The sequence below is a fragment of the Microbacterium sp. UBA837 genome (assembly GCF_002296025.1).
GTDB lineage: Bacteria > Actinomycetota > Actinomycetes > Actinomycetales > Microbacteriaceae > Microbacterium.
Genome location: NZ_DBHD01000024.1, coordinates 1 through 11,642 on the forward strand (window position 1 = coordinate 1; position 11,642 = coordinate 11,642).

The following is an 11,642-nucleotide window of genomic DNA, read 5'->3' on the forward strand; positions in this document are numbered from 1 at the left end:
GCCTTCGCGTTCTTCGGCCAGATCCCGCTCATCCGCACGCCGGTGATGATCGCCAGCGGCGCCGCGATGAACACCGTCGTGAAGTAGGCGAGCTGCTGCAGGGAGTTGTAGTTGACCCAGCCGTTCTCGGTCGGCCAGTCCAGCGACACATACTGCAGCGCCGCCGACAGCGCGTTCGGGAAGACCTCCCACGATGTGGGGACGATCCGCATCCACTGCCCCGTGACGAACAGCAGCACCACGAAGATGGCGCCGTTGACGATCCACAGGATGTCGAGCGACTGGTGGAACCAGATCGTGAGGCTGACCTTGCCCTTGGGCTTGTTGCGCGGCGCCCAGAAGACGCTTGGCCGCTGCTCGGTGCGGATCGTGAGACCCGTCCGGATGATCAGCACCATGAGGAACACGTTGAAGAAGTGCTGCCATCCGAGCCAGGCCGGGAATCCGACCGGCGCGCCCTCGGGCAGGTGATACTCGCCGGGGTAGGCCGCGAGGAAGTCCTGCATCCCGTCGAGCGAGAGCAGCCACCGCACCGCGAGGACGGCCATCCCGGCGGCGAACAGCAACCCGAGGCCGCCGACGATCACGGTTCCTGCCCACTGCGCTTTCGTGAACGGGCCGATGCGGGCGGGCTCTGGGCGCGGCGCCGTGCGGGTGCGCGCTGACGCCCCCTCCCAGACCGTCGGGGTGAACGGCAACGGCACGCTGACGTCAGACGCCGGGCGCTCGGCGACGGCGGTGCTGGCACGCGCGGCATCCGTGCTGTCTTCGGTTGCCGCAACACGCCGCGCGTCGTCGTCGGGGGTGACGGTTTGCGGCGAACGAACCTCGGCACCGGATGCCGCGATCGCCGCGACCATCTCCGCCGTCGGCCACGGCTCGCCGCCCGGAACGCGAGGGAGCCCCCGGCGCACGGTGCGCGAGGAGGATTCGTTTGCCCCAAACCGCGCGTCGGCCGTCGCCGGCGCGGCGTGTTGCGGCAAGCGAGACTCGGGAACGCCGGATGCCGCATCCGTCACCGCCGTGGCGGTCACTCCCGTGTGTGCTGCAGTTTCGTGCGACTGCTGTGCATCTTCCCGCAGCGCTTGCACAGAAGTGCCGCGCTCGGGGGACGGCGCGGCCGGCGGCCACGGCTCGCCGCCGGGGACGCGGGGCAGACCCCGGCGCACAGCCCGTGAAGCCGGCGCGACTGTGGCGGCATCCGTCGCTGCGGCGACCCCTGCGGGTGCGGCAGTTTCGTGCGACTGCGGCGCATCTTTCCGCAGCTCCTGCGCAGAACTGCCGCTCTCGTGTGAGCCGCCGGCAGGCACGGATGCCGCAGCCGGCGTGGCCGCGGAGGGTGCGGGGGCTTCCGCGGACTCCGCGGCCGCCCCGCCGGGCGTCTCACCGGCGGGCGGCCAGGGGTCGCCGCCCGGGATGCGGGGCAGCCCGCGCCGCAGGGTGCGCGCGTAGGTCGCCATGGGGTCAGGCCTTCTTCGCCTGCAGCGTCTCGATCAACTGCGGCACGACGGTGAAGAGGTCTCCGACGACGCCGAAATCGGCGATCTCGAAGATCGGGGCGTCGGCATCCTTGTTGATCGCGACGATCGTCTTGGCCGTCTGCATGCCGGCCTTGTGCTGGATCGCTCCGGAGATGCCGAGCGCGACATACAGCTGCGGAGCAACCGAGACACCGGTCTGACCGACCTGCGCGGACTGGGCGATGTAGCCGGCGTCGACCGCAGCACGCGATGCACCGACGGCGGCGCCGAGCACATCGGCGAGTTCCTCGACGAGGGCGAACTTCTCCTCCGAGCCGAGGCCACGCCCGCCCGAGACGACCTTGGCGGCGCCACGCAGCTCAGGCCGCGCCGAGGTCACCACGACCTCTTCGACAGACCCGATGGTCGCGGCCTTGCGCCCGGATGCCGCCACCTCGAGCTCCTCGGCGACAAGCGGCTGAGCCTCCGCTCGCGCATCGATCGAGCCCTGGCGCACCGTGATGACGGGAGCACCGAAGGTAGCCGCTGCCTCGACGTTGTAAGCGCCGCCATACACGGAGTGGTGCGCCACGATTCCCTCGTCGTCGCGGGTCACGCCGACAGCATCCACGCAGAGCGCCGAACGAGACCGGGCAGCGTACCGGCCCGCGGTCTCGCGCGACTCGATCGAGTGCGACAGCAGCACGGCGTCAGGATTCACGAGCGCCGCGGCGGCAGCCACCGCATCGGTCGCCGGCACACCCAGCGCCGCCCCCTGGCCCTCTGGCGTGGCGGTGAGCACCAGCGCGGCGCCGAGTTCAGCGGCCGTGGGCGCGAGGGTCTCGGCGTGCTCGCCGACGATCAGTGCGACGGGGGTTCCCACGCCGGCCGCAGCACCCAGCAGGCCCGCGGCGCTTGCGGCGAGCGCGCCGCCGGGCGTGACATCGAGAACGACCAGAACAGCATCAGCTGCAATATCCACCATCATCTGCCCCTTAGACCAACCGGTTCGAGATCAGGAACTCGGCGAGCTTCACGCCCGCATCGCCCTCGTCGACGACCTTCACGCCCGCCGCCCGCGGCGGCTTCTGCGCCACCGCGATCATGATCGAGCGAGCAGCATCCGGGTCATCGGCGGTGACGCCGAGGTCAGCGAGTGAGACCGTGTCGACCGGCTTTTTCTTGGCCGCCATGATCCCCTTGAAGTTCGGGAACCGCGCATCGGGCAGCCGTTCGGTGATCGAGATCACGGCGGGAAGAGCAGCGGATGCCGTCATCGACCCACCGTCGACCGACCGCTCACCCGAGACCTCAGATTCGGTGATGGTCACGGAGTTCATGCTCGTGATGCTCGGCACATCCAGCAGTTCGGCGAGCATCGCCGCCATGACCCCACCCGATCCGTCGGTGGACTGGTTTCCCGTGATCACGAGGTCGAACCCGGCCCGTGAGATCGCGGCGGCCAGGGTCTGTGCGGTGAGCCCCAGATCGGCACCCAGCAGCGCGTCATCGACGACGTGCACGGCGGATGCTGCCCCCATAGCGAGCGCCTTGCGCACCGATCCGGTTGCCGACTCCGGCGCCATCATCACGACGACGACCTCGGTGCCGGGGTTGGCGTCCGCGTACGAGAGCGCGACCTCGAGCGAGCGCTCACCGATCTCGTCGATGACGGCATCGCTTGCGCCTCGATCGGCCAGTCCCGTCTCGAGATTCAGTACTCGATCCCCCCACGTGTCGGGGACCTCTTTCACCAGGACGAGAATCCTCATCGCGCTCCTCCTTCTTGCATCGAGTCTATGGTCGCGCCAGCCCAGGGCGAATCCGTGCGGGTGAATCGGTCACCGGCCGGTGAATCGGGGGGCGCGCTTCTCGCGGAAAGCGGCCATCCCTTCCTTCTGGTCGTCGAGGGCGAACAGTGCGGCAAACGCCTGCCGTTCGAACCTCAGCCCCTCGGCAAGTCCGCTCTCCTGTGAGGCGCGCAGGGCTTCCTTGGCCGCGTAGGCCACGGGCAGTGACTTCGCGGCGATCGACTCGGCGACCGCCATCGCCTCGTCGGCAAGATCTGCGGCCGCAACCACTCGGGATACGAGGCCCGCGCGCTCGGCCTCGACGGCATCCATCATGCGCCCCGTCAGGACAAGCTCGGCGGCCTTGTAGTAGCCGATCGCGCGGGTCAGGCGCTGCGTGCCGCCCAGGCCCGGAATGACTCCCAGGGTGATCTCCGGCTGCCCGAACTTCGCGGTGTCGGCGGCGAGGATGATGTCGCAACTCATCGCGAGCTCGCACCCGCCTCCGAGTGCGAAGCCCGAAACGGCGGCGACGATCGGTGTGCGGGCCCGGCCAAGGGCCTCGAGGCCGACAAAGGGGCTGTCGACTGTCATGTCGCGCACCGTCTTGTCGGCCATCTCCTTAATGTCGGCGCCCGCGGCAAAGGCGCGCTCCGAACCGGTCAGCACGATGCATCCGATCTGCTCGTCGGCATCGAGAGCTGCCACTGCCGCGCCAAGCTCGGTGGCGAGGGTCGAGTTCAGCGCATTGAGCGCCTCGGGCCTGTTCAGCTGGATCCAGCCCACGCGACCGCGCGTGTCGACCAAGATCGTCTGGAAATCACCGGTGTTCTCGGTCACGTTCGCTCTCCTTCTTCGGTGTCGCTGGGGCGTGCCGGCCGGATCGATCCTGCCGAATCCACAGGCGGTGTCGCCAACCGATTGTCGGTTGGCTACAGCCGCTCGATGATGGTGGCGTTCGCCATCCCGCCGCCTTCGCACATCGTCTGCAGTCCGTAGCGTCCGCCGCTGTGTTCGAGCGAAGCCAGGAGGGTCCCGAGCAGGCGGGTTCCGGATGCGCCGACCGCATGCCCGAGCGCGATCGCGCCGCCCCACGGGTTGAGTTTGTCGGGATCGGCGCCGAGTTCCCGCTGCCACGCAAGTGGTACTGACGCGAAAGCCTCGTTCACCTCGTAGGCGTCGAGGTCATCGATCGTGAGCCCTGCCCGGTCGAGGATCCTCCGGGTTGCCGGGATCGGTGCGGTGAGCATCATGATCGGGTCATCGCCGACCACGGCAAAGGCGTGGAAGCGGGCGCGAGGCGTCAGGCCCAGCGCATTCGCGCGTTCCTCACTCATAATGAGCGCTGCTGAGGCGGCATCCGTCAGCGGCGACGAGTTTCCCGCGGTGATCCGCCAGTCGACGTCGGGAAAGCGCTCGGCGAGTTCGGGTGTGCGGAACGCCGGCGCAAGGCTCGCCAGCTGTTCGGCGGACGTGCCGGCTCGAATCGTCTCGTCGGCGTCCACGAGCCCGCCCGGCGTGACGACCGGCAGCACGTCGGCCGCGAAACGGCCTGCCGCCGCGGCTTCGGCGGCCCGTCGGTGCGACTGGGCAGCATACGCGTCGAGCTCATCTCGTCCGAGGCCCCACCGCGCCGCGATAAGTTCCGCGGAGACGCCCTGGTTCACGAGGCCCTCAGGGTAGCGGCGACGGATGCCGTCGGCATCCGCACCGCCGGCACCAGCCGAGCCCAGCGGGACGCGGCTCATCGACTCGACTCCCGCCGCGATCACGACGTCACAGGCACCGGCAATGATCCCGTGGGCCGCGAAGTGCACAGCCTGCTGGCTCGAGCCGCACTGCCGGTCGATCGTCGCGGCCGGCACCGACTCGTCGAAGCCCGCCGCAAGAACAGCCTGACGAGCGATGTTGGCGGCCTGGTCGCCGACCTGACTGACGCACCCCATCAGGACGTCATCGATCTGGCGCGACTCGAGCCCGTTGCGCTCGAGGATCGCGGTCAGCGTGCCGGCTGCGAGGTCGACGGGATGCACACCGGAGAGCGCGCCTCCGGGCTTGCCCCGACCGGAGGGCGTCCGGACGACGTCGACGATGACGGCGGTGGTCACTCGGCGGCCTCCTCCGGGCGCTCTTGCACGTTGATCGCGGAGGTGTCGGGCACGTAGCCCTCGATGTGGCGCTCATCGGGGCCGTTGTAGGCCGACAGCGGCCGGATGAGCGCGTTCGAGGCCTGCTGCTCCATGATGTGTGAGGTCCAGCCCACAACGCGGGCAGCGACGAACAGCGGCGTGAAGGTCAGCGTGTCGAAGCCGATCAGGCTGTAGGCCGGACCCGACGGGTAGTCGAGGTTCGGGTAGATGCCCTTGCGCGCCACGAACTCCGATTCGAGGGCGTCGTAGAGGGCTGCGACATCCGGGCGGTCGTAGTGGGCGACAAGGGTGTCGAGCGCCGCCTTCATGGTGGGAACGCGCGAGTCACCGCGCTTGTACACGCGATGCCCGAAGCCCATGATCTTGCGCTTCTCGGCGAGAGCCGTGTCGAGCCACGCTGACACGTTCTCGGCCGAGCCGATCTCGTCGAAGATGTGCAGCACTGCCTCGTTCGCGCCACCGTGCAGGGGTCCCTTCAACGCGCCGATCGCACCGACCACGGCGGAGTAAAGGTCGCTGAGGGTCGAGGTGATGACGCGGGCCGTGAATGTCGACGCGTTGAACGAGTGCTCGGCGTAGAGGATCATTGACCGGTTGAACGCATCCACGACAACGTCGTCGGCCTCTTCGCCGAAGGTGAGCCAGAGGAAGTTCGCGGCGTAATCCAGCTCGTCGCGCGCATCGACGGGTTCGAGCCCGTGGCGGCGCCGCTGCCCGTAGGCGACGATCGCCGGAAGTTCGCCGAAGAGACGGATGCTGCGCTCGAGGTTCTGCTGCGGAGTGCCCACCGCGTCCATGACATTCACGATGCCGCGGGTCTCACGCGCCCCGATGACACTGACGGCTGTGCGCACCTCATCCATCGGATGAGCATCGAGCGGGATGAGATCGATCGCGGCCCTCACGTCGGGCTGCAGTGCGCGGTTCTCGCGCTCCGTCTTGCGCAGAGTGGCAAGCTGCTCGTCTGAGGGCAGCTCGCCGGTCCACAGCAGGTGCGCGACGGCTTCGACAGGCTGTGTGGCGGCGAGCTCCTGAACCGGGTATCCGCGGTAGAGCAGGCTGTTGCTGTCGGGGTTGACCTTGCTGACTGCCGTGTAGTCGACGACGACGCCGGCAAGCCCCTTCTTGATGTCGGTGTCGGCCATGCTCACTCCTTCGTGATGGGTGCAGAGACAGTGAAGTTGAAGATGCTCGAGTCGAAGTGGTTGTACTGCTCGTAATCGATCAGGTCGTAGAGGTCGGCGCGGTGCTGCATCTCGTCGAGCCTGTCGCGCAGGTGCCCCTTCGCATCCAGCTCGTCGAGTGCGCGCCCCGCCGAGCCCATGGCGACGCGCAGCAGCGAGACCGGCCAGATGACGATGTTGATGCCGGCGGAGCGCAGCTGCTCGGTCGAGAACAGCTCGCTCTTGCCGAACTCGGTCATGTTCGCGAGCACCGGCACATCCAGCGCCGCACGCATCCGCTCGAACTCGCCGAGATCACGCATCGCCTCGGGGAAGATCGCGTCGGCACCGGCATCCACCAGCGCCTTCGCGCGGTCGATCGCGGCATCCAGTCCCTCGATGGCACGGATGTCGGTGCGAGCCATGATGAGGAAGTTCTCGTCCCGACGCGCGTCGACGGCGGCACGGATGCGTTTGACCGCGGTGTCAGCATCGACGACGGCCTTCCCGTCGAGGTGACCGCACCGCTTGGGGTTGATCTGATCCTCGATGTGGGTGCCCGCAAGGCCTGCGTCTTCGAGGGTCTGAATGGTGCGTGCCACGTTCATCGGCTCGCCGAACCCGGTGTCGGCGTCGATGATCGCCGGAAGCTCGGTCATCCGGGCGATCTGCTGCCCGCGGCCCGCGACCTCGGTGAGGGTCGTCAGGCCGATGTCGGGGAGCCCGAGGTCGGCCGCAAGGACGGCACCGGAGATGTAGACCCCCTCGAAGCCCTTGCGCTCGATCAGGCGCGCCGACAGCGGGTTGAAGGCTCCCGGGAATCGCAACAGCTCTCCCGACGCAAGGCGCTCCCGAAACAGCCTTCGCTTCTCGGCCGCGGATGTCTGGCTGTAGAGCATCAGAAGAGCCCCTTGGGCGCGGGCGCCGAGGCGAGAACACCGATTCTCGCGACGATGTTGAGCTGCCCGACCTCGTCTGCCGAGAGCTCAGGGAGGCGCTGGGCGAGGTCGAGGAACCGTTCGATCTCTTCGGGAGCGAGCACGGGCTCGGCAAGCAGCCGGAACTTGCGAACGTAGTCCTCGCGAGCGAACGGCCGCGCGCCCAACGGGTGCGCGTCGGCAACAGCGATCTCGTCGACAACGGTGGAACCGTCGGCCATAACGATCTCCACGCGACCCCCGAAGGCCTTCTCGTCGGGGTCCTCGGAGTGGTAGCGGCGCGTCCACTCGGCATCCTCGGCCGTCGTGATCTTGCGCCAGAGCTCCACCGTGTCGGGCCGTGCGGCACGTTCGGGAAGATACGAGTCGACGTGATGCCACGCGCCGTCCTGCAACGCGACCGCGAAAATGTACGGGATCGAGTGATCGAGGGTCTCGCGGGATGCCTGCGGGTCGTACTTCTGCGGGTCGTTCGCCCCCGAGCCGATGACGTAGTGCGTGTGGTGGCTCGTGTGCAGCACGATGCTCGCGATGTTGGCGGGGTCGCGCAGCTCGGGGCGCTCGGTACCGAGCTTGCGGGCCAAGTCGATCCACGCCTGCGCCTGGTACTCGGCCGAGTGCTCCTTCGTGTAGGAGTCGAGGATCGCCCGCTTGGACTCGCCCGGCGCCGGAAGCGGCACCTCGTAGGCGGCATCCTTGCCATCGAGCAGCCAGGCGATCACGCCGTCCTCGCCCTCATAGATGGGGCTGGGGCTCGTCTCACCGCGCATCGCCCGGTCCACGGCTTCGACTGCCATCTTGCCGGCGAAGGCAGGGGCGTGGGCCTTCCACGTCGAGATCTCGCCCTTGCGGGACTGGCGGGTCGCGGTGGTCGTGTGCAGGGCCTGCCCGACGGCCTGGTAGATCGTCTCGACGGACAGGCCCAGGAGGGTGCCGATGCCGGCAGCTGCCGACGGACCGAGGTGTGCGACGTGGTCGATCTTGTGCTTGTGTAGCGAGATCGCGCGCACGAGGTCCATCTGGATCTCGTAGCCCGTCGCGAGACCCCGCACCACCGCGGCACCATCGGCCCCGACGTGCTGGGCGACGGCCAGGATCGGCGGGATGTTGTCACCCGGGTGAGAGTACTCGGCAGCCAGGAACGTGTCGTGGTAGTCGAGCTCACGCACCGCGACTCCGTTTGCCCACGCCGCCCACTCCGGACTCGTGCGACGCTCGTTCGCGCAGCCGAAGACCGTCGATCCGGCACCGCTAACCGACACCGCGTGGTCGAGCGCCTGCTGGCGAGCCGCGCTCACCGGTCGGCGAGTGAGGGATGCCGCCGCAACCGCGGCGTTGTCGATCACGCGGTTGATGATCATGTCGACGACCTCGGGTTCGACCGCTACCGGGTCGGCGGCAACCTCCGCGATGTGCCAGGCGAGTTGTCCCTCGCGGGCGAGGTTCTCGTCGCTGCGGTGGACGCGGACGTGATGCGTGATGGTCATGCTGCTCCGGATTCGGTGCGGGCCTCCGACAGGGAGGCGAGGATGCTGGTGAGGGCGTTGTGGAGGTGGACGTGAGTTGCGTGGGCGGCAAGGTCGGCATCCTGCGCGGCGATCGCGTGCGCAATCAGGGCGTGTTCGCCGACGGAGGCGGAAAGACGGTCGGGATTCTCGCGGGCGAGGCGCCGGACGCGCACGAGGTGAGTGCGGATGGTGTGCAGCGCCGAGCTGAGGTAGGCGTTGTCGACGGCGTCGTCGAGGGCAGCATCGAACCGAGCGATCAGGTCGTAGTAGTGCTCCCGCCCTTCGCCGCGAAGCGACGTGCGGTCGAACTCGGCGGCGAGCGCCGCGAACGCGGCAGGGTCGGCGTGCGTCGCGGCAAGGCGCGCCGCAGCTTCTTCGAGCGCCCGGCGGAACTCGAACAGGGCACGGATGTCATCAGCATCGACGTCCGACACGACAGTGACCCTCGGCGACTGTTGCACGACGAGCCCGTCTGCAGCCAGGCGCGCGAGCGCCTCACGCAGTGGCGTACGGCTCACACCGAGGCGGGCCGCCTGCTCGACTTCGCCGAGCACGGCACCCGCGGGTAGGAGGCCGTCTTGGATCTCGGTCAGGAGCGTCCGGTACGCACGATCGCTCGCTCGCATGGACTCTCCCTTCCCCGCCTCCATGTATACACAAAAGCTATCCAGCTATCAATACTGGTTCCTGTGATAGCTCTAGGTATACAAAGAGCGACGGTTCGCTAGGAGCCGTCCGTTCCCGGCGAGCCCTCGTACAGGCCGATGACATTCCCGTCGGGGTCGCTGATGACCGCCCACCAGCTCGTGTCATCGATCGGCTGCTTCGACATCAAGACGGCGCCACCGGCATCCGTCGCCGACGCGACAGTCTCGTCGATCGAATCCACCTCGACGTAGGACCGCGGCTGCGTGAAGCCCTCACTGCGTGGGGCGAGGCCCCCACCGCTGATCTGGTTCGGCGCCTGCCACATCGGGTAGCCCTCGAAACCGGGAGCCTCTCGGATCTGCCACCCGAAGAGCCGTTCGTAGAACGCTGTCGCTGCCGCCATGTCGGCGACCGGAATGTCGATGTGCGTGATGTCACCGTGTGCCATGTCGTTCTCCTCGATGAGCGCTGAGCAGCCGGGACTCACCCGACGGTGCAAGTCTGATCGTCGCGCGGGGCACTGACAAGGGCGTTCGTCACGCCGAACCTGCAATGCACACCGTGCGACGATGAGGCAATGGATGACGCATCGGCTGCCGAACTGCGGAGGCTCCGCGCCCGGGCATACGGCCCCGACGCCGACCTGCTCGAGGACCCCGCCGCCAGCTCGCGCCTGATGGAACTTGAAGCACAGCTTCGAGCGGAGCGCGAGGCAGAGCGGCCTCCGGTGGCTACGGCGTCCAGCGCATCCGGAACGGGCCGCGAGCCAGGCCCAGCCGCCGAGGCACAATCGCCCGATGCGCCCGCCGCAGACCTCGACGCCGAAGCCGCAGACGACCCGGCGACACGCCGCCTGTGGGCACTGGTGCGCATGCTGACCTCGCGGCTGCCACCTGTCGCGACCGCCATCGTCGCCGTGTCGATCGCAGCGGCGATTGCGTTGACCGCATCCATCGTCTGGGGACTCGCGTCTCTTCCCATGATCTCGCAGACAAGCGCGAGCCGTCAGGTAGCCACTCTCGAGATCGATGACGACGTTGCGATACCCGAGGGATTCTTCGGCACGACGTCGGAGCAGGCCATCGCCTACGAGTACTACGGGCTTCTGATGGCGCAATCGTCGGCCATGAGCCCGAACGGGGAGAGCGAGTGTCTTATCGGGCTGGACGAAGACGACCTGACTGCCGATGGTCAAGGCGTGAACGGGCCGTTCTACTACGGATGCCGGGCCGGGGCCTTCCCCGCGACGATCGAAGTTCCCTTGGATGACACAGCGCCGGAGCGCTTGCGCGAGCAATTCCCCGAGGGCGGCGCACTGCAGTTCGTTCTGCAGGACGACCGGATCGGTGTCTTCTGGGACGGCGGCGCGACCGCGGCCTAGCTTCCGGACGCGGGCGACACCGTCAGCGAGCACGGGTCATGCGAGCATGAAGCGATGACCGACGATGCCGCCGCTGAGCTGCAAGCGTTGCGCGCGCGAGCCTACGGTCCCGACGCCGACATCCTGCGCGACCCGGTCGCCTACGACCGACTGCAGGAACTCGAAGCGCAGCGGTGCGGTCCCAGGTACGTCGTCAGTGGCATCCAGCACCGAAGGGGGCGCCCCATCGTCCGCGGCAGCCGCGGCCGGCACCGGCGATCAGGAGTCCGCGGGCACGGCAGTCCCCCGCAGCACCGAACGGGCCAGCGAATCAGGTGCCCGCGCCGCTTGGTCGCCGCTCACCCGCGTGCCCCCGCTCGCGCGCGCCTTCTGGCTCATTTCGGTGATGGCGGTAGCGACGCTCGCCGCATCCGTCACCTGGGGCCTCGCCTCGATTCCGGTGATCTCCGAGGGCTCGGGAGCGCGACAGATTGCGGCGCTCGATCCCGACCCGTCAGCCACAGCCCCGCCGTTTGGGAACACCGACACACCCCCGGTGGGATTCCAGTTCGCGGGCTACACGCTGATCACGGCCACGAACTCGAGCGACGGCGTCGACAGCGAG

General features: G+C 68.3%; 12 protein-coding genes. 2 read left to right on the forward strand and 10 right to left on the reverse strand.

All coding sequences use genetic code 11. The features are described 5' to 3' along the window. The 10 genes from B3587_RS02090 to B3587_RS02135 form a co-directional block, all read right to left on the reverse strand. Window positions 1–1,460, reverse strand: a 1,460-nt coding sequence (locus B3587_RS02090) for a cytochrome b/b6 domain-containing protein (protein WP_292726175.1), incomplete at its 3' end; no start/stop codon positions are given. A 4-nt stretch (window positions 1,461–1,464) separates the two neighbouring features. Beyond that, window positions 1,465–2,445 carry an electron transfer flavoprotein subunit alpha/FixB family protein gene (locus tag B3587_RS02095; protein WP_292726191.1) on the reverse strand — a complete coding sequence of 327 codons (981 nt, stop codon included), beginning with the start codon at window positions 2,443–2,445 and terminating at the stop codon, window positions 1,465–1,467. Window positions 2,446–2,455: 10 nt separating this feature from the next. Then, on the reverse strand, window positions 2,456–3,232 hold the full coding sequence (locus B3587_RS02100) for an electron transfer flavoprotein subunit beta/FixA family protein (RefSeq protein WP_292726176.1): 777 nt from the start codon (window positions 3,230–3,232) through the stop codon (window positions 2,456–2,458). Window positions 3,233–3,301: 69 nt separating this feature from the next. Then, window positions 3,302–4,090 carry an enoyl-CoA hydratase-related protein gene (locus B3587_RS02105; RefSeq protein WP_292726178.1) on the reverse strand — a complete coding sequence of 263 codons (789 nt, stop codon included), beginning with the start codon at window positions 4,088–4,090 and terminating at the stop codon, window positions 3,302–3,304. Between the two features lie 92 nt (window positions 4,091–4,182). Beyond that, window positions 4,183–5,358 carry a thiolase family protein gene (locus tag B3587_RS02110; protein ID WP_292726180.1) on the reverse strand — a complete coding sequence of 392 codons (1,176 nt, stop codon included), beginning with the start codon at window positions 5,356–5,358 and terminating at the stop codon, window positions 4,183–4,185. Continuing rightward, window positions 5,355–6,545, reverse strand: coding sequence for a bifunctional 2-methylcitrate synthase/citrate synthase (locus B3587_RS02115; protein WP_228178368.1), 1,191 nt, complete (start codon window positions 6,543–6,545; stop codon window positions 5,355–5,357). Before B3587_RS02115 ends, B3587_RS02110 begins: the two co-directional genes overlap by 4 nt. A gap of 2 nt (window positions 6,546–6,547) precedes the next feature. Then, on the reverse strand, window positions 6,548–7,462 hold the full coding sequence (prpB, locus tag B3587_RS02120) for a methylisocitrate lyase (RefSeq protein WP_292726182.1): 915 nt from the start codon (window positions 7,460–7,462) through the stop codon (window positions 6,548–6,550). Further along, window positions 7,462–8,988 carry an MmgE/PrpD family protein gene (locus B3587_RS02125; protein ID WP_292726184.1) on the reverse strand — a complete coding sequence of 509 codons (1,527 nt, stop codon included), beginning with the start codon at window positions 8,986–8,988 and terminating at the stop codon, window positions 7,462–7,464. Before B3587_RS02125 ends, prpB begins: the two co-directional genes overlap by 1 nt. Beyond that, a complete protein-coding gene (locus tag B3587_RS02130; RefSeq protein ID WP_228178365.1) occupies window positions 8,985–9,635 on the reverse strand; it encodes a GntR family transcriptional regulator in 651 nt (216 codons plus the stop codon). The genes B3587_RS02125 and B3587_RS02130 overlap by 4 nt, the downstream gene beginning before the upstream one ends. Before the next feature lie 98 nt (window positions 9,636–9,733). Further along, window positions 9,734–10,105, reverse strand: a complete 372-nt coding sequence (locus B3587_RS02135; RefSeq protein WP_228178364.1) for a VOC family protein — start codon at window positions 10,103–10,105, stop codon at window positions 9,734–9,736. A gap of 129 nt (window positions 10,106–10,234) precedes the next feature. On the opposite strand from B3587_RS02135, the gene B3587_RS02140 reads away from it, so the two are divergent. Together B3587_RS02140 and B3587_RS02145 are read left to right on the forward strand one after the other, a co-directional pair. Further along, window positions 10,235–11,038 (forward strand): hypothetical protein, encoded by an 804-nt coding sequence (locus B3587_RS02140; RefSeq protein WP_292726187.1) that lies wholly within the window; start codon window positions 10,235–10,237, stop codon window positions 11,036–11,038. A gap of 196 nt (window positions 11,039–11,234) precedes the next feature. Then, window positions 11,235–11,642: hypothetical protein (locus B3587_RS02145; protein WP_292726189.1), on the forward strand; the 408-nt coding region annotated here is incomplete at its 3' end.